Below are 22,833 nucleotides of genomic sequence, written 5' to 3' on the forward strand. Positions count from 1 at the left end.
TGACCTGGACAGGTCGTCATCGGCAGGAACGCGACGGAGCTTGAGCGTTTTCCGCAACGAAAAAGGCCCCGCTCTCGCGAGGCCTTCGTGCAGCACGCCCGGCAGGATTCGAACCTGCGACCTTCGGTACCGGAAACCGACACTCTATCCAGCTGAGCTACGGGCGCTCGGGCGTCGCGGACGACGCCTCGGGGTCAGCGTATCGGATCGCGCGGCCTGGCAGCCCGGGGACGGGGAGCGAGCGGCAACGCGCCGACCGCGTGCGCGATCACGGTCTCCCGAGCCTCTCCGACTGGACGGAAACGAAGCAGGTGACGCAGCTCCGGCGGCGGGCTAGGGTTGCGCCCAATCGCAGGTCGGGGCCTGCCCGACCTCCATTCACCCGGAGGACACACCACCCATGCTCAAGGGCTTCAAGGACTTCCTGTTCCGCGGCAACATCGTCGACCTGGCGGTCGCGGTCATCATCGGCGTGGCGTTCAACGCCGTCGTCGCGGCCTTCAGCAAGGACTTCGTCGGCGGCATCATCGGCGTGATCGGCGGTTCTCCCGACTTCGGCCGGGCCGGCTTCACCGTCAACGGCTCGAAGATCATCTACGGCTCGACGCTCACCGCCGCGATCAACTTCCTGATCGTCGCGGCCGTCATCTACTTCGTCGTCGTCGTCCCGCTGCAGTCGATGCTCGCCCGCAACCAGAAGCCGGAGGAGAGCCCGGCCCCGACCGACGAGGCCGTCCTCCTCGCCGAGATCCGCGACGAGCTGCGCGCCCGCCGCATCTGACCCTCACCTGATCCGTCGGCGGCGGCAGCGGCCGCGCCGCTACCCTGCCGCCTGCCGATGGACCTCTCCCTGCTCTTCGCCGGAAACCCCCCGGGGCGGCGTCCCTGATGGACCTGTCGCTGTTCTTCGCGGGAACGGCCGGCTCCGTGCCGACACCGCGACGCGGGCTGCCTGCCGTCCTGCTCCGGCGCGGCGGGGACCGCATCCTCTTCGACTGCGGCGAGGGCACCCAGCGCCAGCTGTCGCGGTCGATCGGCCTGACGGACGTCGACGTCGTCTTCCTCACGCACTTCCACGCCGACCACTGGCTCGGTCTGCCGGGGATGCTGAAGTCCTTCGCGCTCCGCGACCGCACGGCGCCGCTCGCCCTCTACGGGCCGCCCGGGATCAGGCAGCTCGTCGCGCAGCTGAAGTTCGTCCTCGGGACGCTGCCGTTCCCCTTCACGGTGACCGAGCTCGAGGCCGGCGAGGCGGTGGAGTTCGGCGACTACGAGATCTCGAGCTTCAACGTCCGTCACCGCGGGGTCGCGTTCGGCTACTGCATCCTCGAGGACGATCGCCCCGGGAGGTTCGACGCCGAGCTCGCGGCGTCGCTCGGTGTCGCCCCGGGGCCCGACTTCGGGCGCCTGCAGCGCGGGGAGACGGTCGACGGCGTGACGCCCGAGCAGGTCATGGGCCCGGGGCGCTACGGCCGCAAGATCGTCCTCAGCGGCGACACCGCCCCGTGCGAGGCGCTCGCCGACGCCGCCCACCACGCCGACCTCCTCGTCCACGAGGCGACGTTCCTCGCCGCCGACGCCGACCGCGCCGCCACCACCCGTCACTCGACCGCGACCCAGGCCGCGCTGACGGCGAAGGAGGCGGACGTCGGGCTGCTCGCGCTCGTGCACCTCTCGGGCCGCTACCCGGGCCGCGCCGTCCTCGACGAGGCGCGCGAGACGTTCGAGCGCACGGTCCTGCCGCGCGACTTCGACCACATCGACGTGCCCTTCCCCGAGAAGGGCGATCCCGAGCTCGTACGCTGGGAGCCCCCGGCGCGGATCGCGCCCTGACCCCGGCGCCCATGCACGACGAGCACACCCGCATCGACCCCGCCGGCCCGGCCGCCCGGTGGCGCCCCTCGCGCCTGACGGTCGCGCTCGCGGCGGCGGCGGGGTTCCTCGCCGGCGTGCTGCTCGTCGCGGCGCTCGGCGGCTCCTCGACGGTGACGAAGGAGAGCCGCGTCACCGTCACCCGGCAGGTCCCGGCGACGATCCCGGCCGGCGCGACGGTCATCACCGTCACGCGCGTGCCGGCGCTCGTCGGCGAGCGCCTGGACACCGCCAAGGACCGCCTCGGCGAGGCGAAGTTCGACGTCGACGTCAACGGCGGCGGCCTCTTCGGGGTCCTGAAGGACTCCAACTGGGAGGTCGTCGCCCAGAGCCCGGCCGCCGGCACGTCGCTGCGCCAGGGCTCGACCGTCCACGTGGACATCGAGCGGCGCTGAGCGCATCGAAGGGAGATTGCGGGGGGCCGCGAGGGAGTCGTCCGCCCCTCGCTGATAGGGTCTTCTCAAGCCCTTTAACCCGGTCCTGTGAGGCCAGGAAGGACGCAGCAGATGACCGAGAAGGTGGTCCTCGACCGCGATGACATGCGGCGGACGCTCGTGCGCATCGCCCACGAGATCGTCGAGAAGCAGGCCGAGCCCGAGCGGCTCGCCGTCGTCGGGATCCACCGCCGCGGCGCCGTGCTCGCTGGGCGCCTCGCCGAGCTGCTCGGCGACCTGCTCGAGACCGAGGTCCCGCTCGGCGCCCTCGACATCTCCTTCTATCGCGACGACGTCGATCTGCGCGGGGGCCAGCCGGTGGTCCACTCCTCGAGCATCCCGTTCCCGGTCGAGGGCCGCACCGTCGTCGTCGTCGACGACGTCCTCTACACCGGCCGCACCGTCCGCGCGGCGATCGAGGCGCTCTTCGAATACGGGCGGCCGGCCCGCGTGCAGCTCGCCGTCCTCGCCGACCGCGGCCATCGCGAGCTGCCGATCCGCCCGGACTACGTCGGCAAGAACCTGCCGACCTCGCGCGACGAGCGCGTGAACGTCCGGGTCCAGGAGATCGACGACGACGACCGCGTGACCATCACGACCCCCGGAGGCCCGGCGTCATGAAGCACCTCCTGTCCATCGAGGACCTCGACCGCGCGACGATCGAGCGCATCTGCGACCGCGCCGCGTCGTTCGCGACCGGCGCCGACCGCGAGATCAAGAAGGTCCCCGCGCTGCGCGGCCACACGGTCCTGAACCTCTTCTACGAGGCCTCCACGCGGACGCGCTCGTCCTTCGAGCTGGCCGCCAAGCGGCTCAGCGCGGACGTCGTGAACTTCGCCGCGAGCGGGTCGAGCGTCGAGAAGGGCGAGTCGCTGAAGGACACCGTCCTGACGCTCTCCGCCCACCGGCCGGACGCGATCGTCATCCGCACCCCGTGGGCGGGCTCCGCCGAGCTCATCAGCGGCTGGACCGATGCCGCCATCGTCAACGCCGGGGACGGCAAGCACGAGCACCCGACGCAGGCGCTGCTCGACGTCTACACGCTGCGCCACCGCGTCGGCGACCTCGCCGGCGCGAAGATCTGGATCGTCGGCGACGTCCTGCACTCCCGCGTCGCCCGCTCGAACATCCTCGCCTTCCAGAAGATGGGGGCGGAGGTGACGGTCTGCGGCCCGCCGACCCTCATCCCGCGCGGCATCGAGGCGATGGGCTGCGAGGTCCGCTACACGCTCGACGACCTGCCCGACGCCGACGTCGTCTACGCGCTGCGGATGCAGAACGAGCGCATGGACCAGGCGTGGATCCCGTCGCTGCGCGAGTACGCGACCGTCTACCAGATCAACGACCGCCGTCTGCTGCCGCGACAGGTGCTCATGCACCCCGGCCCGGTGAACCGCGGCGTCGAGCTCTCCGGCGGTGTCGTCGACTCGCCCCAGGCCGCGATCCTCGAGCAGGTGCAGGCGGGCGTCGTCGTCCGCATGGCCGTGCTCTACGAGGTGCTCGCCGGCGCCCGCGCCTCCGCCCCCGCCACCCCCGAACCCCAGCCGGCCTGACCCGGCCCCGGCCTCGGAGACCGACCCAGACATGAGCCTCATCGATCCCCTCGTCCGCGCGCCCGCCCCGGCCGCGGACGTCCTCATCCGCGCCGCGCACGTCCTCGACCCGCGCGAGCGCATCGACGGCCTCCACGACGTGCTGGTCCGCGGCGGCGAGATCGCCCGCCTCGGCGAGCCCGGCAGCCTCGACGCCCCCGACGGCTGCGAGGTCGTCGACGGCACCGGCCGGCACCTCTTCCCGGCCTTCGTCGACCCGCACGTCCACCTCCGCGTCCCCGGCCAGGAGCACAAGGAGGACCTCGCGACCGGCACCCGCGCGGCGGCCGCCGGCGGCTACTGCACCGTCGTGGCGATGCCGAACACGAGCCCGGTCACCGACTCGACGTCGATCCTCCGCTCGCTCCGCGACGCCGCGCTGCGCGACGCCCGCATCCCCGTCGGCTTCATGCCCGCGATCACCGTGGGGCTCATGGGGGAGGAGCTCACGGAGATGGCCGAGCTCCGCGCGCAGGGCGCCCTCGGCTTCACCGACGACGGCAAGCCCGTCGTCGCCGCCGGCATGCTCCGCAAGGCGCTGCAGTACCAGCGCCTCTGCGGCGGGGTGCTCGCGCTGCACGAGGAGGACCCGTCGCTCAGCGGCAAGGGCGCCATGCACGAGGGCACGGTCTCCGCGCAGCTCGGCATCGCCGGCATCCCGTCGATCAGCGAGTCGACGCTCGTCGCCCGCGACTGCGCGATCGCGGGCTACGAGGGCGGCCGCGTCCACATGCAGCACCTCAGCGCGATCGAGTCGGTCGACGCGATCCGGGCCGCGAAGGCCGCCGGGGTCCAGGTGACCTGCGAGGCGAGCCCGCACCACCTGACGCTCACGCACGAGGCCGTGCGCACGATGGACACGCGGATGAAGATGAACCCGCCGCTGCGCACCGAGGCCGACCGCCAGGCCCTCATCGCCGGGCTGAAGGACGGGACGATCGACTGCATCGCCACCGACCACGCGCCGCACGCCAAGGACGAGAAGGAGGTCCCCTTCGAGCAGGCGCCGATGGGGACGACCGGCATCGAGACCGCCTTCGCCGCCGTCTACACCGACCTCGTCCTGCCCGGCGTCCTCGATCTCGCGCTCGTCGTCGAGAAGCTCACCGTCGGCGGGTCGCTCCTGGACCTGCCGCTGCCGCGCATCGCCGCCGGCGCCCCCGCGAACCTCGTCCTGCTCGACCTCGCGGCCGAGTTCGAGGTCGGCGCGGAGGGCTACTTCTCGCGCTCGGAGAACTGCTGCTTCGCCGGCCGGACGCTCCGCAGCCGCGTCCTCCTGACCATCGCCGCCGGCTCCGTCGCACACCGCGACGCGGCTCGGCTCGCCCCCACGACGGAAGCGACCGCATGACCAACGCCCCCACCGCCTACGTCCTCCTCGAGGACGGCACCCGCTTCGACGGCGACGCCTGCGGCGCCGACGTCCACGCCACCGGTGAGGTCGTCTTCACCACCGGCATGTCCGGCTACCAGGAGTCGGTCACCGACCCGTCCTTCGCCGGGCAGCTCATCACGTTCTCCTACCCGCACATCGGCAACTACGGCATCAGCCAGCGGGCGATGGAGTCCGAGCGCATCTGGGCCCGCGCGGTCATCATGCGCGCCGCCGTCAACCGCGAGGACGCGCCGGAGGCCGAGCGCGGGTGGCTCGACTGGCTGCTCGACTGCGGGGTGCCGGCGATCAGCGGCGTCGACACCCGCGCGCTCGTCCGCCACATCCGCGAGGCCGGCGCCATGCGCGGCGGCATCTTCCCCGCCCGCGTCTCCGAGGGGGAGGCGCGGGAGCTCATCGCGGCCGAGCCGCCGATGGTCGGCGCGGACTTCGCGAAGGTCGTCACCCCGGACGCGGCGCACACCGTCGGCTTCGGCGGCGACGTGCGCATCGCCGCGATCGACACCGGCATCAAGGGCTCGATCGTCCGCCACCTCACCGAGCGCGGCGCCGAGGTCACGCTCCACCCGTGCACCGTCACGGCGGAGGAGCTGCTCGCGACCGACGCGCACGCGTTCTTCCTCGCCAACGGGCCCGGCGACCCCGCCGCCCTCGACTACATCGTCGACAACGTCCGGCAGCTCATCGGCAAGCGACCGGTGTGGGGCATCTGCCTCGGCCACCAGCTGCTCTGCCGCGCGGTGGGCCTCGAGACGGCGAAGCTCCCGTTCGGCCACCGCGGCGGCAACCACCCGGTGAAGGACCTGCGCACCGGGAGGATCGAGATCACCTCGCAGAACCACGGCTTCGCCGTGAAGGCCCCCGACGGCGGCCTGCGGATCGAGGCGGACGAGCCCGTCCGCTGGGAGACCGACTTCGGCGCCGCCGCGCTGACCCACGTGAACCTCTACGACCGCACCGTCGAGGGGCTGCAGCTCCTCGACGTCAACAGCGCCACCGTCCAGTACCACCCCGAGGCCGGCCCCGGCCCGAACGACGCGCTCTACCAGTTCGACCGCTTCCTCGACGCCGTCAGGAGCGCCTGAGACATGCCCCGCAGAGACGACATCAAGAAGATCCTCATCCTCGGCTCCGGCCCGATCGTCATCGGCCAGGCCGCCGAGTTCGACTACTCCGGCGTGCAGGCCTGCAAGGTCCTGCGCGAGGAGGGCTACGAGATCGTCCTCGTGAACTCGAACCCGGCGACGATCATGACCGACCCGGAGTTCGCGGACGCGACGTACGTCGAGCCGCTGCTGCCCGGCCCGGTCCGCCAGGTGATCGAGCGCGAGCGGCCCGACGCGCTGCTGCCGACGCTCGGCGGCCAGACTGCCCTGAACCTCGCCAAGGCGCTCGCCGAGAACGGCACGCTCGAGGAGTTCGGCGTCGAGCTCATCGGCGCGAACTACGACGCGATCAACTGCGCCGAGGACCGCGACCTCTTCGCGCAGGCGATGGCGAAGGCCGGGCTGAAGATGCCCGCGTCGATGATCATCCACAGCCGCGAGGGCGACGGCGCCCAGGGCGCCCGCCTGCCCGCGAAGGAGGTCGACCGCCAGATCGCCGAGGCGATCGAGCTCGTCGGCCTGCCCGCGATCGTCCGCCCGGCCTTCACGCTCGGCGGCCGCGGCGGCGGCATCGCCCGGACCGCGGAGGAGTTCACGCAGATCGTCCACCGCGGGCTGGAGGCCTCGCCGATCGGCCAGGTCCTCGTCGACCTGTCGGTCATCGGCTGGGGCGAGTTCGAGCTCGAGGTCATGCGCGACCACAACGACAACGTCGTCATCGTCTGCTCGATCGAGAACATCGACCCGATGGGCGTCCACACCGGGGACAGCGTCACCGTCGCGCCGCAGCAGACCCTCACCGACCACCTCTACCAGCAGCTCCGCGACCAGGCGATCGCGGTCATCCGGGCGGTCGGGGTCGAGACGGGCGGCTCGAACGTCCAGTTCGCGGTCAACCCGGAGACCGAGGAGATCCTCATCATCGAGATGAACCCGCGCGTCTCCCGCTCGTCCGCGCTCGCCTCCAAGGCGACGGGCTTCCCGATCGCGAAGATCGCCGCGCGGCTCGCCGTCGGCTACGCGCTCGACGAGATCACGAACGACATCACGCAGGTGACGCCGGCGTCGTTCGAGCCGACGATCGACTACGTCGTCGTGAAGTGGCCGCGCTTCGCCTTCGAGAAGTTCACCGGCGCGAACGCCGTCCTCTCGACCCATATGAAGAGCGTGGGGGAGGCGATGGCGATGGGCCGCACGTTCGGGCAGGCCTTCGCGAAGGCGATGCGCTCGCGCGAGCTCGACACCGTCCCGCACGTCGCGTCGATGCCGACCGAGATCCTCGTCGAGTCGCTCGAGCGGCCGTCCAGCGACCGCTACGACATCCTGCTGGAGGCCTTCCGGCGCGGCGTCAGCCTCGCCGAGATCCACGGGCAGACGATGATCGACCCCTGGTTCCTGCGGGAGCTGCAGGACCTCGCGTTGAAGCCCGAGGAGGTCTTCGCCGGCGAGCGGTCCTTCAAGTCCGTCGACACGTGCGCCGCCGAGTTCCCGGCGAGCACGCCGTACTTCTACTCCGGGTGGGAGCGCGAGCAGCGCCACGAGGTCATCCGCGGCGACAACCCCTCCGTCGTCATCCTCGGCGCCGGCCCGAACCGCATCGGCCAGGGCATCGAGTTCGACTACTGCTGCGTGCACGCGGCGATGACCGTCCGCGCGTCGGGCCGCGACGCGGTGATGATCAACTGCAACCCGGAGACCGTCTCCACCGACTACGACACGTCCGACCGGCTCTACTTCGAGCCGCTGACGCTCGAGGACGTCCTCGGCGTCCTCGAGGTCGAGCAGCCCGAGGGCGTCATCGTCCAGTTCGGCGGGCAGACGCCGCTGAAGCTCGCGTCCGGCCTGCTCGAGGCCGGGGTGAACATCCTCGGCACGAGCGTCGACGCGATCGACCTCGCGGAGGACCGCGGGCGCTTCGGCGCGCTGCTCGACCGGCTCGGCTTCAAGGCGCCGCCGTACGCGACCGCGCACTCGGTCGCGGACGCCCTGGACGCCGCGGACGGCGTCGGCTTCCCGCTGCTCGTGCGCCCGTCCTACGTCCTCGGCGGCCGCGCGATGGAGATCGTCTACTCGCGGGACGGCCTCGCCGACTACCTCGAGCGCCACGCGCCGGCGCCCGGCGTCGAGCGCGCGGAGATCTTCCTCGACCGCTTCCTCGAGAACGCGATCGAGGTCGACGTCGACGCGCTCTGCGACGGCGAGGACGTGTGGATCGGCGGGATCATGCAGCACGTCGAGGAGGCCGGCATCCACTCCGGCGACAGCGCCTGCGTCCTGCCGCCGCACTCGCTCGGCGAGGAGATGCTCGACCGCATCCGCGAGCACACCCGCGGCATCGCGCTCGGGCTCGGCGTCGTCGGGCTCATGAACGCCCAGTACGCGGTGTACGACGGCGACCTCTACGTCATCGAGGCGAACCCGCGCGCGTCACGGACGGTCCCGTTCGTCTCCAAGGCGATCGGCGTCCCGCTCGCGAAGATGGCCTGCCGGCTCATGCTCGGCGAGAAGATCTCCGCGCTCGACCTGCCCGCCGACCCGATGAGCGGCGGGCACGTCTCGGTGAAGGAGGCCGTGCTGCCGTTCGACCGCTTCGACGGCTCCGACGCGCTGCTCGGCCCCGAGATGCGCTCGACCGGCGAGGTCATGGGGGTCGCCCGCGACTTCCCGACGGCGTTCGCGAAGGCGCAGGCGGCTGCCGGCTCGCCGCTGCCTTCCACCGGCACGGTGTTCATCACCGTCACCGACGGCGACAAGGCGTCGGCCGTCGCGATCGCCGGGCAGCTCGTGGACCAGGGCTTCCGGGTCGTCGCGACCTCCGGCACCGCGGCCGCGATCCAGCGCATGGGCATCCCGTGCACGACGCTGAACAAGATCCACGAGGGGTCGCCGCACGTCGTCGACTGGATCGAGCAGGGCGAGGTCGACCTCGTCGTCAACACCCCGACCGGCTCCGGCGCCCGCACCGACGGGTGGGAGATCCGCCGCGCCGCCGTCGCCCGCGGCATCCCGTGCCTGACGACGCTCTCGGGCGGCATGGCCGCCGCGCGGGCGATCGCCGCCGCCGGGGGCCGGGAGCCGGACGTCATCGCGCTGCAGGACCTGCACGGCACCCGGCCGGCGCCCGGGGTGCCGTCGTGACGCAGGCGCCCTTCGGTCGCCGCCGCGGCGTCCTCGCCTCGATCCGCAAGGTCGGCGCCTACCACCTGCTCGAGGTCGTCGACCGCGGCGGGCCCGACCCCGAGCCGGGGCAGTTCTACATGCTCGCGGCGGTCAGCGGCTGGGGGGCGGGGACCGACGAGCGCCCGTTCCTCCCGCGCGCCTTCAGCTGCATGGGCGGGTCGGCGGGACGGGTCTGGTTCATGCTCGAGGACATCGGCCCGGGCACGCACCGCCTGGCGCGCCTGCAGAAGGGCGAGCCGCTCTGGCTGACCGGACCCCTCGGGCACGGCTTCCGGATGCCGGAGGACGGCCGCAGGCCCATCCTGACGGGCGGCGGGGTCGGGGTGCCGCCGCTGGTCATGTGGTCGCAGGCCCTCGTGGAGCGGGGCGCCAGACCGACGCTCCAGTTCGGCTTCCGCGACGCGGCCCACGCCGCGGTCGCCGCGTCCTTCGACACCGTGCAGATCGCGACCGACGACGGCTCGGTCGGCCACCACGGCCTCGTCACCGAGCTGCTCGCCGCCGAGCTCCACCGCGACCCGCACGCGACGGTCTACTCGTGCGGGCCGCCCGGCATGCTCGAGGCGATCCGCCGGATGTGCCTGGAGCGGGAGGTCCCCGCCCAGCTCGCCCTCGAGTCCGGCATGGCCTGCGGCTTCGGCGCCTGCTTCGGCTGCGTCGTGCCGCTCAGCGGCGGGGGGTACGCCCGCGTCTGCGTCGACGGCCCCGTCCTCGACGCCACCGCCATCGACCACGTCCCGGCGCACTGACATGGGCGCGAAGCGCTTCGCCCAGGGGGCTCGCATTCCGGTGACGCAGGCAGCGATCCGGGAGGTCGTGCTGTGAGCGCCGTCGACTTCTGCGGCATCGAGCTCGCCCACCCGATCGTCAACGGGTCCGGCACGTTCGACGCGATCGCCGCCCACGCCGTCTTCGGGGACGCGCTCCTGGAGGACTTCCCGTTCTCCGCGTTCGTCTCCAAGACGATCACGCTCGCCGTCCGCGACGGGAACCCGCCACCGCGGCTGTGGGAGACGCCGAGCGGCATGATCAACTCGATCGGCCTGCCGAACAAGGGCCTCGCCGGCTACCTCGAGCACGACCTCCCGAAGCTCGCCGCGCTTCCCGTCCCCCTCATCACGAACGTCATGGGCTCGACCGCCGGGGAGCTCTGCGAGCTCGTCGCCGCGTGCGACGGCCAGGAGGCCATCCGCGCGATCGAGCTCAACGTCTCGTGCCCGAACGTGAAGACCGGCCTCGACATCGGCGCCGACCCCGCGTCGCTCGCCGAGGTCATGCGCGCTGTGCGTCCGCAGACCGCGAAGCCGCTCATCGTGAAGCTCACCCCGAACACCGCCGACGTGGCCCTCGTCGCGGCGGCCGCGGAGGCCGAGGGGGCGGACGCCGTCTCGCTCATCAACACCCTGCGGGCCACCGCCCAGCACCCCGACGGCAGCGGGCGCCCGTGGCTCGGCGGGGTGACTGGCGGTATGTCCGGCCCGGCCATCCGCGCGGTCGCCCTCGCCCAGGTCACCGCTGTCGCCGCCAGGGTCTCGATCCCCGTCGTCGGCATGGGCGGGGTCCAGCGGGGCGAGCACGCGGCGCAGCTGCTGCGCGCGGGAGCGACGCTCGTCGCCGTCGGGACGGAATCCTTCCGCGACTCCGCCGCCGGGAGCCGGATCGCCCGTGAGCTCGACCGCCTGGAGGCTCGCTGAGCGGCCCTTTTCGCTCTACGCCGTGGTTTCGGTGGCTCCGGAGATCGGCAGAACGCCGAAACTGCTGCAAATCGGCGAAAAACCGTCAAGTACGGTCGAGAAGGGTGAACCTCGAGTCGAGGTCGAGGTGAATTCGCCCATCCACGCCTCATGGCGGCCGCGCACGCTGTATCTTCCACCGCCGATGACGCTGGCCGCCGACACCCCCTCGAAGCAGACCGCGACGCCCGAGCGTTCGCTCAACCAGCGGATGGATGCCCTGGCCCGTGCGAACGCCATCCGCACCCAGCGGGCGCAGCTGAAGCGCGATCTCAAGGCCGGCCGCGTCTCCATCCACCAGCTGCTCGTGGATCCGCCGGACTTCCTCGAAACCGCGAAGGTCTTCGAGATGCTCCTCGCGGTGCCGAAGTATGGCCGCGTGAAGGCGAACAAGGTCCTCGTCGCCTGCCGCATCTCGCCGTCGAAGACCATCGGTGGCCTCTCCGAGCGCCAGCGCGCGGAGCTCGTCACCCTCCTCAAGCGCTAGCGGGCCGCCCGGCCCCCGGGACGTCGCCGGAGGAGGCGACCGCGTCGGCCCTCCGGCCGCCCTCGGTCGTCGGCGCGGCGTAGGGTCACCCCATGACGACGACGCAGTCCGGCGCGACACCGCGGGTGGCCATCATCGGAGCAGGGGTCTCCGGCCTCTGCATGGCGATCCGCCTGCGCGAGGCCGGCATCGAGACGTTCACGGTCTTCGAGAAGTCGTCGACCGTCGGCGGCACGTGGCGGGACAACACGTATCCCGGCCTCTTCTGCGACGTCCCCTCCCGGTACTTCCAGTACTCGTTCGCGCCGAACCCGGACTGGACGCGCCTCTTCAGTCCCGGCCCGGAGATCGGCGCCTACCTCGAGCGGGTCGCCGACGAGTACCGGCTCCGCGAGCGCATCCGCTTCGGGGTCGAGCTCCGCGAGGCGCACTGGGAGGACGGGCGCTGGATCCTCACCGGGGACGGCGTGCGCGAGGAGGCCGACTTCGTCGTCACCGGCTGCGGCTTCCTGCACCGCCCGTCGGTCCCGGACATCCCCGGGCTCGACACGTTCGCCGGGGCGTCCTTCCACTCCTCGCGCTGGGACCACCACGTCCCGCTCACCGGCCGCGTCGGCATCGTCGGCACCGGGTCCACCGGCGTGCAGATCGTCGCCGAGCTCGCCGGGACGCCGGCGCGGCTCGTGCAGTTCACCCGCACGCCGCAGTGGGTCTTCCCGACCGTCAACCCGCGCTACACCCGGCTCAGCGCCGCCGTCTACCGCCGGTTCCCGAAGCTCATGGACGTCGCCTACCGCGGGCACCAGTGGTGGTTCGAGGCGCTCCTCATGAACGCGCTCCTGCGCGACGGCATCCCGCGGCGCCTCGTCGGCGCCGGCTGCCGGCTCGCGCTGCGCAGCGTCCGCGACCCCGGCCTGCGCGCCCGCCTCACGCCGCGCGACGAGCCCGGGTGCAAGCGGCTCGTCGCGAGCGCCGGCTACTACCGCGCCGTCCAGCGCCCGGACGTCGACGTCGTGACGACCGCGATCGACCACGTCGAGCCGCGCGGCGTCGTGACGATCGACGGCGTCCTGCACGAGCTCGACGTCCTCGTCCTCGCGACCGGGTTCGACACCCACGCGCTCGTGCGGCCCATGGAGTTCACCGGGCCGGCCGGAGCCACGCTCTCGGACGCGTGGGCCCACGGCCCGCGCGGGTACGACACGGTCGCGGTCCCGGGCCTGCCGAACCTCTTCATGCTCATGGGCCCGAGCAGCCCCGTGAACATCTCCTCGATGTTCAACGTCGCCGAGGCGCAGGCCGGCTACGCGCTGGCGATGATCACCCGCTGGGCCGCCGCGGGACGCACGGCCCTCGCGCCCCGGGCGGACGCCGCCGAGCGCTTCACCGCCGGGCTCCAGGATGCGCTGCAGGGATCGATCTGGCTCAGCGGGTGCCAGAGCTGGTACCTCACCGACGACGGCACCCCGGTCATCTGGCCCGCCTCGCCGGCCGCGCACCGCGAGCTGCTCGACGAGCCGCGCCTCGCCGACTACGAGCGCGTCTGACCGGCCGGGGCCGCCGGGCCATCCGTCGGCCCCCGTCACTAGCCTCCCCGACCCCGTGGCAAAGGTCTTCGTCATCACCGGTCCCAGCGGCGTCGGCAAGGGGACGCTCATCCGCGAGCTCCGGGACCGCGTCCCCGAGCTCGAGCTCAGCGTCTCGGCGACGACGCGCGCACCGCGGCCGGGGGAGGCCGACGGCGTCGACTACCACTTCCTCACGCCCGAGCTCTTCGCCGCGCGCGTCGGCGAGGGCGCCTTCGTCGAGCACGCCGAGTACTCCGGCCGCCGCTACGGCACGCTCCGCGCCGAGCTCGACCGGCGGACCTCCGGCGGCCACCCGGTCGTCCTCGAGATCGAGGTCCAGGGGGCCCGCCAGGTGCGCAGCGCGATGCCCGAGGCGGTGCAGATCTTCATCGTGCCGCCGTCGACCGACACGCTCCGGCAGCGGCTCGTCGGCCGCGGCACCGACGACGACGAGCAGGTCGCCGCGCGCCTCGAGGTCGCGGTGAGCGAGCTCGCCGCCCAGGACGAGTTCGACTACAAGGTCACGAACGCCGACCTCGAGACCGCGGTGGCGGAGCTCGTCGGCATCGTGCGGCGCGAGAGCGCGGCGTCCGCTCCCCGTTAGCCGGGGCGTCCACCAGCTACACTGGGTGGGTGATCCAGCCCCGCATCGACCATCTTCTCGAGCACGTCGACTCGAACTACGCCTCCGTGCTCGTGGCCGCCAAGCGCGCCCGGCAGATCAACTCGTACTACCACAACCTCGGGGAGGGGACGTTCGACGAGTTCCCGCCGCCGATGGTCGAGAGCGCCTCCAAGAACTACCTCACGATCGCCCTGGAGGAAGTGGCCCAGGGCAAGATCAGGTACCAGTACCGCTAGGAGCACCGGCCAGGCTCGTTCGCACGGAGCGCGGACGTGGACGTGGACGCCACGGGGATGCGCCTCCTCCTCGGCGTGACGGGCGGCATCGCCGCCTACAAGGGCCTCGAGACCGCGCGCCTGGCCGTGAAGGCCGGGCACGCCGTGCGCGTCGTGCAGACGCCCGAGGCCCAGCGCTTCGTCGGCGCCGCGTCGTTCGCCGCCATCACCGGCGCCCCGGTCCTGACGAGCGAGTTCGAGCGGGACCCCGCCCGCGGCGTCTTCCCCGGGCAGGCGACCCCCGCGCACGACCCGGCGAGCCACCTCGCCCTCGTCGAGAACGCCGACGTCTTCCTCGTCGCCCCGGCGACGGCGAACACGATCGCGAAGCTCGCCCACGGGCTCGCGGACAACCTCCTCACCTCCGCCGCGCTCGCCGCGCGCTGCCCGCTCGTCGTCGCCCCGGCGATGAACGACGCCATGTGGGAGCACCCGGCGACGCAGGCGAACCTCGCCACCCTCCGCGCCCGCGGCGTGACGATCGTCGACCCCGGGGTCGGCGCGCTCGGCACGCTCGGCGAGTGGGGCGCCGGCCGCCTCGCCGAGCCGCCCGCGCTGCTCGCGGCCGCCGAGCGCGCCGCCACCGCCCGGGCGACCGCGACCGGCCCGTGGGACGGGCTGCGCGTCCTCGTCACCGCCGGCGGCACCCGCGAGCCGATCGACGCCGTCCGCTTCGTCGGCAACCGCTCGAGCGGCCGGATGGGCTTCGCCGTCGCGTCCGCCGCCGCGGCGCTGGGCGCCGACGTCACCGTCCTCGCCGCGAACGTGGCGCTCGGCCGCGACCCGCGCGTCACCTACGTCGACGTCTCCAGCGCCGCCGACCTCGAGGCCGCGTGCGCCGAGCACTTCCCCGGCTGCCACGTCCTCGTCATGTCCGCCGCCGTCGCCGACTTCCGCCCGGTCGACCCGGCCGAAGTGAAGCTCAAGAAGACCGGCCGCGACGAGCTGACGATCACGATGGAGCCGACCCCGGACATCCTCACCGGGCTCGCCGCCGGCCGCCGCCCGGGCCAGACGCTCGTCGGCTTCGCCGCCGAGACGGGGGAGGGGGCCGTCGCCTACGGGCGCGACAAGCTCGTCCGCAAGAGGCTCGACGCCGTCGTCGTCAACGACGTCGCGCAGGCCGGAATCGGGTTCGACACCCCCGACAACGAGGTGACGATCGTCACGGCCGCCGGCGAGGAGCACGTCGCCCGCCGCGGCAAGGACGAGGTCGCCGCCGCCATCCTGCGCACGGTCGACGCGCTGCGCAGCGCCTCCGCCACCCCGCTCGGGCGATGACCGACGCGGCGCGCTCGGACGCCCGCCCGCTCGACCAGGAGGACATCAACGCCGCCCGCGACCTCGCGGCCCGGCTGACGCAGACCGTCCGCGCGGCCGTCGAGCTGCGCGACGGGCTCCTCGAGCAGATCCTCGTCTGCATCGTCGCCGAGGGGCACGTCCTCATCGAGGACCTCCCCGGCGTCGGCAAGACGACGCTCGCGCGGTCGCTCGCGCAGGCGCTCGGCCTGCAGTTCGCCCGCGTGCAGTGCACCGCCGACCTGCTGCCCGCGGACGTCGTCGGCACGAACGTCTACAACCGCCGCGAGGAGCGGTTCGAGTTCCGCCCCGGCCCGATCTTCGCGAACGTCGTCCTCGTCGACGAGATCAACCGCGCCTCCCCGAAGACGCAGTCGGGGCTGCTGGAGTGCATGCAGGAGAACCGCGTCACCGTCGACGTCCACACGCACGAGCTCGCGCGCCCGTTCCTCGTCCTCGCGACGCAGAACCCCATCGAGCTCGAAGGGACCTACCCGCTGCCCGAGGCCCAGGTCGACCGCTTCATGGCCCGCATCTCGCTCGGCTACCCGTCGGCGGCCGCCGAGGCGGACATGCTCCGGGTCCACGAGGCGTCCGACGGCACCGGTGGGGTCGCCGCCGCGGGCGACGCCGGTGAGCTGCTCGCCGCGCAGGACGCCGCGCGTCGCGTCCTCACGAGCGACGCCCTGCGCGCCTACGTCGTCGCGCTCCTCGGCGCCACCCGCGAGGACCCGAGGGTGCAGCTCGGCGCGAGCCCGCGCGCCGGCCTCATGCTCCTGCGCGCGGCGAAGGCCCGCGCCCTCCTCGCCGGCCGCGGTCACGCGCTGCCCGACGACGTGCAGGCGCTCGCGGAGATCGTGCTCGCCCACCGCCTCGTCCTCGCGCCGGACGCCTTCGACGCGACCGCCGAGGCCGTCGTCGCCGACGCCGTGCGGGCGGTCCCGGCGCTGTGAGCCCGCGACGGCCCGGAGCCCGGGGAGGCTGAGCGATGGGCGGCTCGCGGCGGCTGGCGGGCCTGGGCGGTGCCCTCCTGCTCGCCGCGGCCGCGCTCGACGCCGAGCCGCTGTACGTCCCCGCGGTCGCGCTCCTCGTGCTCGCCGCGGGCGCCGCCGCCTGGGTCGCGCTCGCCGTCCGCCGCATCACCATCACCCGGACGCTCCGGCGGACGACCGCGCTCGAGCAGCAGCCGGTGCAGATCCGCGTCACCGCGACCTCCTCGCGCCTGCTGCTCCCGCACGGCACGCTCGAGGACCCGCTCCTCGATGCGCCGGTGGCGCTCGCCGCCGGGCGCTGGGAGCACACCCTCGCGCTCGAGGTCCGCTTCTCGCGCCGCGGCCGCCACGTCCTCGCGCCGCCCGTGGTCACGGTCCGCGACCCCTTCGGCCTCGCCCGCGCGACGATCACGGCCCCGCCCGTCGAGGTCCTCGTGCTGCCCGCCGTCCTGCCCGTCCGCCGCCCCGGGAGCGACCGCCCGGGGGACGCCGTCGGCCGCCGCGTCGCCCGCGACGGCCTCGCGCCCGAGGTCGAGCTCGACGGCCTGCGCCCGCTCCGGCCGGGCACGCCGGCGGCGCGGATCTCGTGGGCCGCGTACGCGCGCTCGGGCGAGCTGCTCGAGCGGCACCTGCGGCCCGACGGCGACGCACGGCCCGTCGTCGTCCTCGACACCCGCACGGCGTCGGGCGGGGACGAGGACGTCCTCGACGCCGCCGTCCGGGCCGCCGCCTCGCTCTGCGTCCATCTCGCCCGGAAGCAGGGCTGCGCGCTCCTGCTCCCGGGGGACCGGCGCCCGCATGCGATCGGCCCGGGCCTCGCCGCGTGGCCCGCGCTGCACACGCGGCTCGCGCTCGTCGGGGCCGGAGGTGCACCCAGCCCAGGCGCGCTGACCGGGCGCACAGGCGTCGTCTTCCACGTGAGCGCGCGTCCGCTCGTGCGGCCCCCCGCGGGCCTCGCGCGCGCAGGCGGCCAGGTCCTCGTCGTGCCGGCGGCGCTGCCCGGTCGCCCGGCGTCGTTCACCGTCGCCGGCTGCCTCGGCTACGACCTCGCAGCGGGGCGCGTGCGCCGCCCGGCGGTGGCGTCGTGAGCCCGGCGACCGCCGCGCCCGCGCCGCCGCCGTCCCGCCCGGCGGCGCCCGCCGCGGTCGTCCCGCCCGACGAGGCGCCCGTGCGGAGCGGCCCGCTCTTCCTCGCGCGGCCGGTCCGGCTCGTCGCCTTCGCGCTGCTCGCGCTGCTCGTCGCGCGGCGGTGGGAGCGCCTCGCCGACCCGATCCTCGGCGACGCCGCCGCCCGGTCGGTCCTCCTCGCCGTCACGGCCGGAGCGCTCCTGCACCTCCGCCCGCTCCTGCCACGTACCGCCCGCCCGCCGGCCGCGGCCGCCCTGGCGGTCGCCGCACTCGTCGCAGCGCTCCTCGTCGCCGGGGTCCCGCTCCACGACCTCAGGCCACACCGCTGGGACGACCTCGCGCGCGGCATCGGCGACGGTCTCGCCGCGCTCCCGGACCTCCGCGTCCCCTACCGGGGTGAGCAGGAGTGGATCCGCCGGACGCTCGCGCTCGGCGGGGCCCTGCTGCTCCTGCTCGCGGCCGTGTGCTGCTGCGCCGGGCGTGGGCGTCCCGGGCTCGCCGCCGGCGTCCTGCTGACGGCCTACGTGATCGCGGTCACCCAGGTCGAGCAGCGGCACGCGATCGGCGACGGCGTCCTCCTCACCGTCCTGCTCGCCCTCCTCCTGCTCGGCGAGCGCGTCCGGATGGACCAGGCCACGGCCGCCGGCCTCTGCCTCGCCGCCGCGGTCGGGCTCGGGACGGTCGCGGTGCACCGGCTCGACGGCGCCCGCCCGTGGATCGACTACCGCGGCCTCGGCAGCCGGCTCGGCTCCGGACCGCTCGAGCGCTTCTCGTGGACCCACACCTACGGCGCCCTGCCGTGGACGCGGGACGCGCGGCCGGTCCTCCGCGTCAAGGCCGTCGTCCCCGGCTACTGGAAGGCCGTCTCGCTCGACCGCTTCGACGGCCGGCGCTGGCGCCGCGCCGCCCGCCCGCTGCCCGGCACCCCGCCGCGGGACCGGGCCCGCGCACCCCGCGCCTGGACGCAGGAGGTGTCGGTCGACGTCGCCGACCTGCGCTCCCCGCAGCTCTACGCGCCCGGGGAGATCCTCGCGATCACCCGGTCGAGCGTCGCCGCGCGCCCGGACACGCCGGGGACGGAGGTGACGGCGGGCCGCGACATGGTCCGCGGCGACACGTACGTCGCCCGGGTCTACAGTCCGAGCCCCTCGGTGGCGCAGCTCGCGCGGGCCGGCGTCGACTACCCCGCCGAGGTCCTCGGCGCGCTCCGGCTCGACGACCCCGGCGTCGCCGGCAGCGCCCGTGTGGTGCCGGTCGCGGACGGGCTGAGCTTCGCCTTCGCGCCGTACGGTGCCGCCGGGTCTCCGGCCCCGCGCCTGCAGCTCGCCGACACACGCGACGTCGGCGACGGGACCGCCGAGCTCGTGCACTCCCCGTACGCGCGGATGTGGGCGCTCGCCCAGCGGCTGAAGGCCGCGTCGACGTCGCCGCTGGACTACGTGCGGCGGGTGCAGGCGCGGGTGCGGTCCGGCGCCACCTACGACGAGCACCCGCCCCGCGCGTCGGCCGCCGACCCGCTCGCCGACTTCCTCTTCGGCACGCGGCGCGGGTACTGCCAGCAGTTCTCCGGGGCGATGGCGCTGCTGCTGCGGATGGGCGGGGTGCCCGCTCGCGTCGCCGAGGGGTTCGCGCCCGGGACGTTCGACGTGGGGCAGGGGCGCTACGTCGTCCACGACAGCGACGCCCACTCGTGGGTCGAGGTCTACTACCCGCACATCGGCTGGACCGTCGTCGACCCGACGCCGGCGCTCGCGCCCGCCGCCTCGCAGTTCGACCTCGCCTCGGCGACCGCCACCGCCGCCCCGAAGGCCGGCGCGACCGGGGCCACCGCGGCCGGTGACCGCGCCGGCGGCGCGGCGCCCGGCGCGAGCGCGGTCGCGGGCGGCGGCGGCGGGGGAGGGCCCGGGGCCCTGCTGCTCGCCGGCGCGGGCGCCGCGCTCATGCTCCTCGCCGGCGGCGGGATCGCCGTGCGGCACCGGCGCGCCCGGCGCCACGCCGCCGTGCCGCCGGAGCTCCGCGACCTCGCGCACGCGCTGCACCGCGCGGGCGTCGTCCTGCCGCCCGCCACGACCCTCGCGGGGCTCGCCGCCGCGCACACGCGCACCCCCGAGGCCCGGGCGCGGGTCGAGGCGCTCGCCCGCGCCCGCTACGCCGTGACCGGGGCGGCGGCGCCGGTCCGCCTCACCCGCGCCGAGCGGCGCGTGCTGCGTCGCGGGCTGCGGCCCGCGCCCGGCCCGCCGCCGTCCCGCTGAGCCGGCCCGACCGGCCGGACGCGACGGGACCGCGTCCTACACTCGGTGCAGGCATGGAATCCGCCTACGACCTCTACCGCAACGGCACCGAACTCCTCGACGGCCGCGACTTCCACGCGGCGGCCGTCCCGCTCCGCCGCGCCGCCGAGCTCGAGCCCGACAAGATGAGCGTCCGTGAGGCCCTCGGGCGCGCGTATTTCGGGTCGCAGCGCTATCGCGAGGGCGCCGCCGAGTTCGGCGCCGTCGTCGCCCGCGAGCCGACGAACGACTACGCCCACTTCTGCCTGGGTCGCTGCCTGCAGTCGCTCGGGGATCACGCGCGGGCCCGCGCGCCGCTGACGATGGCCGCCCGCCTGCGCCCGGACCGGAGCGACTACCGCGTCTACCTCGAGCGCTCCGTCCGCGCCGCCGAGGCGGACTGACGCGCGGCCTCGGCCGCGTCGAGCAGCAGGGCGAGCGCCACGTCGAGCAGCCGCTCGTCCGCGAGCGGCCACGGCAGCTCGCCCTGCAGCCACACCTCGCCGGCCCGCGTCGAGGTGAAGCGGACGAGTCTGAGGCGGCGGTTGCGGTGCAGCAGGTCGGCCGGGTCCAGGCGCCCGGGCTCGCACACCGGCGCCTGCAACCGCAGCAGCGCCGGCTCCGGTCCGCAGACCGCGAGACCGACGTCGAGCGGCCACCCGCCGACGTCGGGGAAGGTCACGCCCCAGGCCGCCTCGCCGGCCCGGCGCCAGGGCTGCCCGAGCCCGTGCAGGAACGCCTCGATGCGCATCGGCTTGCTATGTTTGCCACACAGCTTTCGTAGCCGGCATGTATTTGCCGGTGTCGTTGAAAGCGGGCGCCCGCCCGCTTTTTTTTATGTCCCGAGGAGAGTCCATGTCCAGCAGCATCCAAGATCAGGTGGAGGCCGCGCTCGCCGCGGCCGAACCCGACGTCGAGGTGCTGCTGGCCGAGGTCCACGGCGGGCAGACCGTCCGCCTCTTCGTCGACCATCCGGACGGCGTGACGCTCGAGGTCTGCGAGCGCGTCACGCACGCGCTCGCCGAGCTCCGCGAGCGCTACGCCCTGGAGGTCTCCTCGCCGGGCCGCGACCGCCCGCTGACCAAGCCGCAGCACTTCCGCCGGTTCCTCGGGCGCCGGGCGAAGGTCCGCACCCGCGGGGACCACGACGGTCGCAGGTCCTTCACCGGCGAGCTCGTCGGCGCCACCGACGACGCCGTCACGATCGCCGCCGACACCGGGGTCATCGCGATCCCGTACGTCGACATCCACCGTTCCAACCTCGTCGAGGAGTAATTCGCATGTCACGCGAGATCCTGGAAGCGATGGGCGCCCTCGCCCGCGAGAAGGGCATTGCCCCCGACAAGCTGCAGCACGCGCTCGAGGACGCGCTCCTGTCGGCCTACAAGAAGCAGCCCGGCGCGGCGAAGTACGCGAAGGTCATCCTCGACAGCGAGACCGGTGACTACCGCGTCATCGAGCTCATCATCCCGGACCGCCTCGAGGCGCACATGATCGTCGAGACGATCGACGAGAACACGTACCTCGACGAGGAGACCGGCGAGTTCGTCGAGCCCGAGGAGGTCGAGATCGGCCCCGACAAGTTCGAGGAGTACGCCGACCAGATCGAGGAGCAGGACGTCACGCCGGACGACTTCGGCCGCATCGCCGCGCAGACCGCGAAGCAGGTCATCCTGCAGCGCGTCCGCGAGGCCGAGCGCGACATGATGTTCGAGGAGTACCGCGACCGCGTGGGCGAGCTCGTCACGGGCATCGTCCAGCAGAAGGACGCGCGCTACACGCTCATCCAGCTGCGCGAGCGCGTCGAGGCGCTGCTCCCGAAGAGCGAGCAGGTCGACGGCGAGCGCTACGAGCACAACCAGCGCGTCAAGGCCGTCATCAAGGAGGTCTCGGCCTCCACGAAGGGCCCGTCGATCATCGTCAGCCGGCGCGACGGGGAGCTCATCAAGAAGCTCTTCGAGCTCGAGGTCCCGGAGATCGCCGACGGCCTCGTCGAGGTCGCGAACGTCGCCCGTGAGCCGGGCTACCGCTCGAAGATCGCGGTCATCTCGCACGCCGACGGCGTGGACCCGGTCGGCGCCTGCGTCGGCCCCCGCGGCTCCCGGGTGCGCATGGTCGTGTCCGAGCTGCGCGGCGAGAAGATCGACATCATCCCCTACAACGACGAGCCCGCCCGCTTCGTCGCCAAGGCGCTGTCGCCCGCCCGCGTGCGTGAGGTGCTCGTCGACGACGAGGCCCGCCAGGCGACCGTCATCGTCCCGGACGACCAGCTGTCGCTGGCGATCGGCCGCGAGGGGCAGAACGCCCGGCTCGCCGCCCGCCTGACCGGCTGGCGGATCGACATCAAGTCCGAGACCGACTTCGCCCAGAGCTCCGGCGAGGAGACCTTCGAGCAGGAGCAGGAGTCCGGCCGCTGCGCCGCGGTCCTCTCCAACGGCCGCCGCTGCCCGAACGCGACGATCCCCGGATCGCGCTTCTGCGGCCTCGGCCCGCACCAGGCGCTCGCGAAGTTCAACACGAACTCCGTCGTCGTCCTCACGAAGCTCACCGAGGAGGAGATCGACTTCCTCAACAACCCGGCGGCCCTCCCCGAGGACGTCGAGGAGATCGTGACCCGCGTCGAGGCCGAGGTGGCCGCCGACGAGGCGGCCGGCGCCGAGGCCGAGGCCGAGGTGGCCGACGCCGAGGCCGAGGCCGACGTGGCCGACGCCGAGGTGGCCGACGCCGACGAGGCGGAGGCCGCGGACGCGGAGGCCGACGAGGCGGTCGCCGACGAGGCCGGGGCGGAGCCCGCCTCCGAGGGCGCTACCGTCGAGGAGGTCGCGTCCGAGGCCGCGGCCGACGCGCCGGACCCCGAGCAGGAGCCGGCGTCGTAGGTCA

The 22,833-nt window shown here is 73.9% G+C and carries 22 protein-coding genes and 1 tRNA gene; 21 read left to right on the forward strand and 2 right to left on the reverse strand.

Going from position 1 to position 22,833, the window contains the following annotated elements; translation table 11 throughout:
* Positions 1 to 93: 93 nt before the first annotated feature.
* Positions 94 to 167, reverse strand: a tRNA-Arg gene (locus NBH00_RS15350).
* Positions 168 to 400: 233 nt separating this feature from the next.
* Between NBH00_RS15350 and mscL the strand changes: the two genes are divergently transcribed.
* The 19 genes from mscL (at position 401) to NBH00_RS15445 (ending at position 20,357) form a co-directional block, all read left to right on the forward strand.
* Positions 401 to 781 carry a large conductance mechanosensitive channel protein MscL gene (gene mscL / locus NBH00_RS15355; protein ID WP_254569468.1) on the forward strand — a complete coding sequence of 127 codons (381 nt, stop codon included), beginning with the start codon at positions 401 to 403 and terminating at the stop codon, positions 779 to 781.
* Positions 782 to 888: 107 nt separating this feature from the next.
* Entirely contained in the window at positions 889 to 1,833 is a 945-nt protein-coding gene (rnz, locus tag NBH00_RS15360) for a ribonuclease Z (protein WP_254569469.1), read from the forward strand.
* A gap of 11 nt (positions 1,834 to 1,844) precedes the next feature.
* Complete coding sequence (locus NBH00_RS15365) at positions 1,845 to 2,267, forward strand: PASTA domain-containing protein (protein WP_254569470.1); 423 nt, start codon at positions 1,845 to 1,847, stop codon at positions 2,265 to 2,267.
* 111 nt (positions 2,268 to 2,378) lie between these two features.
* Entirely contained in the window at positions 2,379 to 2,927 is a 549-nt protein-coding gene (gene pyrR, locus NBH00_RS15370; protein WP_254569471.1) for a bifunctional pyr operon transcriptional regulator/uracil phosphoribosyltransferase PyrR, read from the forward strand.
* Complete coding sequence (locus NBH00_RS15375; protein WP_254569472.1) at positions 2,924 to 3,859, forward strand: aspartate carbamoyltransferase catalytic subunit; 936 nt, start codon at positions 2,924 to 2,926, stop codon at positions 3,857 to 3,859. Before pyrR ends, NBH00_RS15375 begins: the two co-directional genes overlap by 4 nt.
* A 31-nt stretch (positions 3,860 to 3,890) precedes the next feature.
* The gene (locus NBH00_RS15380; protein WP_254569473.1) at positions 3,891 to 5,249 is read left to right on the forward strand and encodes a dihydroorotase; all 1,359 of its coding nucleotides are present in this window, start codon (positions 3,891 to 3,893) and stop codon (positions 5,247 to 5,249) included.
* Positions 5,246 to 6,376, forward strand: a complete 1,131-nt coding sequence (gene carA / locus NBH00_RS15385) for a glutamine-hydrolyzing carbamoyl-phosphate synthase small subunit (protein WP_254569474.1) — start codon at positions 5,246 to 5,248, stop codon at positions 6,374 to 6,376. The genes NBH00_RS15380 and carA overlap by 4 nt, the downstream gene beginning before the upstream one ends.
* Before the next feature lie 3 nt (positions 6,377 to 6,379).
* Positions 6,380 to 9,535, forward strand: coding sequence for a carbamoyl-phosphate synthase large subunit (gene carB / locus NBH00_RS15390; RefSeq protein ID WP_254569475.1), 3,156 nt, complete (start codon positions 6,380 to 6,382; stop codon positions 9,533 to 9,535).
* Positions 9,532 to 10,326 carry a dihydroorotate dehydrogenase electron transfer subunit gene (locus tag NBH00_RS15395; RefSeq protein ID WP_254569476.1) on the forward strand — a complete coding sequence of 265 codons (795 nt, stop codon included), beginning with the start codon at positions 9,532 to 9,534 and terminating at the stop codon, positions 10,324 to 10,326. The genes carB and NBH00_RS15395 overlap by 4 nt, the downstream gene beginning before the upstream one ends.
* A 72-nt stretch (positions 10,327 to 10,398) precedes the next feature.
* Positions 10,399 to 11,271, forward strand: a complete 873-nt coding sequence (locus NBH00_RS15400) for a dihydroorotate dehydrogenase (protein WP_254569477.1) — start codon at positions 10,399 to 10,401, stop codon at positions 11,269 to 11,271.
* Positions 11,243 to 11,797: an integration host factor, actinobacterial type gene (gene mihF / locus NBH00_RS15405; protein ID WP_254569478.1), complete on the forward strand. Its 555-nt coding sequence runs from the start codon at positions 11,243 to 11,245 to the stop codon at positions 11,795 to 11,797. The genes NBH00_RS15400 and mihF overlap by 29 nt, the downstream gene beginning before the upstream one ends.
* Before the next feature lie 92 nt (positions 11,798 to 11,889).
* Positions 11,890 to 13,344, forward strand: a complete 1,455-nt coding sequence (locus tag NBH00_RS15410; protein ID WP_254569479.1) for a flavin-containing monooxygenase — start codon at positions 11,890 to 11,892, stop codon at positions 13,342 to 13,344.
* 55 nt (positions 13,345 to 13,399) lie between these two features.
* Positions 13,400 to 13,969 carry a guanylate kinase gene (gene gmk / locus NBH00_RS15415; protein WP_254569480.1) on the forward strand — a complete coding sequence of 190 codons (570 nt, stop codon included), beginning with the start codon at positions 13,400 to 13,402 and terminating at the stop codon, positions 13,967 to 13,969.
* Positions 13,970 to 13,998: 29 nt separating this feature from the next.
* The gene (gene rpoZ / locus NBH00_RS15420) at positions 13,999 to 14,226 is read left to right on the forward strand and encodes a DNA-directed RNA polymerase subunit omega (RefSeq protein WP_254569481.1); all 228 of its coding nucleotides are present in this window, start codon (positions 13,999 to 14,001) and stop codon (positions 14,224 to 14,226) included.
* A 36-nt stretch (positions 14,227 to 14,262) separates the two neighbouring features.
* Positions 14,263 to 15,546, forward strand: a complete 1,284-nt coding sequence (gene coaBC, locus NBH00_RS15425; protein ID WP_254569482.1) for a bifunctional phosphopantothenoylcysteine decarboxylase/phosphopantothenate--cysteine ligase CoaBC — start codon at positions 14,263 to 14,265, stop codon at positions 15,544 to 15,546.
* On the forward strand, positions 15,543 to 16,517 hold the full coding sequence (locus NBH00_RS15430) for an AAA family ATPase (RefSeq protein WP_254569483.1): 975 nt from the start codon (positions 15,543 to 15,545) through the stop codon (positions 16,515 to 16,517). Before coaBC ends, NBH00_RS15430 begins: the two co-directional genes overlap by 4 nt.
* 35 nt (positions 16,518 to 16,552) lie before the next feature.
* Entirely contained in the window at positions 16,553 to 17,644 is a 1,092-nt protein-coding gene (locus NBH00_RS15435; RefSeq protein WP_254569484.1) for a DUF58 domain-containing protein, read from the forward strand.
* Positions 17,641 to 19,935, forward strand: a complete 2,295-nt coding sequence (locus NBH00_RS15440; RefSeq protein ID WP_254569485.1) for a transglutaminase TgpA family protein — start codon at positions 17,641 to 17,643, stop codon at positions 19,933 to 19,935. Before NBH00_RS15435 ends, NBH00_RS15440 begins: the two co-directional genes overlap by 4 nt.
* A 53-nt stretch (positions 19,936 to 19,988) precedes the next feature.
* Positions 19,989 to 20,357 carry a tetratricopeptide repeat protein gene (locus tag NBH00_RS15445; RefSeq protein WP_254569486.1) on the forward strand — a complete coding sequence of 123 codons (369 nt, stop codon included), beginning with the start codon at positions 19,989 to 19,991 and terminating at the stop codon, positions 20,355 to 20,357.
* On the opposite strand, the gene NBH00_RS15450 is transcribed toward NBH00_RS15445, so the two are convergent.
* Positions 20,318 to 20,704: a hypothetical protein gene (locus NBH00_RS15450; protein ID WP_254569487.1), complete on the reverse strand. Its 387-nt coding sequence runs from the start codon at positions 20,702 to 20,704 to the stop codon at positions 20,318 to 20,320. The two genes, NBH00_RS15445 and NBH00_RS15450, sit on opposite strands and share 40 nt — an antisense overlap.
* Positions 20,705 to 20,808: 104 nt before the next feature.
* On the opposite strand from NBH00_RS15450, the gene rimP reads away from it, so the two are divergent.
* Together rimP and nusA are read left to right on the forward strand one after the other, a co-directional pair.
* Positions 20,809 to 21,228 (forward strand): ribosome maturation factor RimP, encoded by a 420-nt coding sequence (rimP, locus tag NBH00_RS15455; RefSeq protein ID WP_254569488.1) that lies wholly within the window; start codon positions 20,809 to 20,811, stop codon positions 21,226 to 21,228.
* A 5-nt stretch (positions 21,229 to 21,233) separates the two neighbouring features.
* Positions 21,234 to 22,829, forward strand: a complete 1,596-nt coding sequence (nusA, locus tag NBH00_RS15460) for a transcription termination factor NusA (RefSeq protein WP_254569489.1) — start codon at positions 21,234 to 21,236, stop codon at positions 22,827 to 22,829.
* Positions 22,830 to 22,833: the final 4 nt, after the last annotated feature.

It is taken from the genome of Paraconexibacter antarcticus, assembly GCF_024220175.1.
Lineage (GTDB): Bacteria > Actinomycetota > Thermoleophilia > Solirubrobacterales > Solirubrobacteraceae > Paraconexibacter > Paraconexibacter antarcticus.

What these genes read in the sequence shown, in the direction of transcription:
- NBH00_RS15445 (WP_254569486.1), top strand. Translation starts at nt 19,989, where the DNA reads ATGGAATCCGCCTACGACCTCTACCGCAACGGCACCGAACTCCTCGAC.
- nusA (WP_254569489.1), top strand. Translation starts at nt 21,234, where the DNA reads ATGTCACGCGAGATCCTGGAAGCGATGGGCGCCCTCGCCCGCGAGAAG.
- pyrR (WP_254569471.1), top strand. Translation starts at nt 2,379, where the DNA reads ATGACCGAGAAGGTGGTCCTCGACCGCGATGACATGCGGCGGACGCTC.
- carB (WP_254569475.1), top strand. Translation starts at nt 6,380, where the DNA reads ATGCCCCGCAGAGACGACATCAAGAAGATCCTCATCCTCGGCTCCGGC.
- mscL (WP_254569468.1), top strand. Translation starts at nt 401, where the DNA reads ATGCTCAAGGGCTTCAAGGACTTCCTGTTCCGCGGCAACATCGTCGAC.
- NBH00_RS15375 (WP_254569472.1), top strand. Translation starts at nt 2,924, where the DNA reads ATGAAGCACCTCCTGTCCATCGAGGACCTCGACCGCGCGACGATCGAG.
- NBH00_RS15435 (WP_254569484.1), top strand. Translation starts at nt 16,553, where the DNA reads ATGGGCGGCTCGCGGCGGCTGGCGGGCCTGGGCGGTGCCCTCCTGCTC.
- NBH00_RS15450 (WP_254569487.1), bottom strand. Translation starts at nt 20,704, where the DNA reads ATGCGCATCGAGGCGTTCCTGCACGGGCTCGGGCAGCCCTGGCGCCGG.
- NBH00_RS15410 (WP_254569479.1), top strand. Translation starts at nt 11,890, where the DNA reads ATGACGACGACGCAGTCCGGCGCGACACCGCGGGTGGCCATCATCGGA.
- rimP (WP_254569488.1), top strand. Translation starts at nt 20,809, where the DNA reads ATGTCCAGCAGCATCCAAGATCAGGTGGAGGCCGCGCTCGCCGCGGCC.
- carA (WP_254569474.1), top strand. Translation starts at nt 5,246, where the DNA reads ATGACCAACGCCCCCACCGCCTACGTCCTCCTCGAGGACGGCACCCGC.
- NBH00_RS15380 (WP_254569473.1), top strand. Translation starts at nt 3,891, where the DNA reads ATGAGCCTCATCGATCCCCTCGTCCGCGCGCCCGCCCCGGCCGCGGAC.
- NBH00_RS15430 (WP_254569483.1), top strand. Translation starts at nt 15,543, where the DNA reads ATGACCGACGCGGCGCGCTCGGACGCCCGCCCGCTCGACCAGGAGGAC.
- NBH00_RS15365 (WP_254569470.1), top strand. Translation starts at nt 1,845, where the DNA reads ATGCACGACGAGCACACCCGCATCGACCCCGCCGGCCCGGCCGCCCGG.
- rnz (WP_254569469.1), top strand. Translation starts at nt 889, where the DNA reads ATGGACCTGTCGCTGTTCTTCGCGGGAACGGCCGGCTCCGTGCCGACA.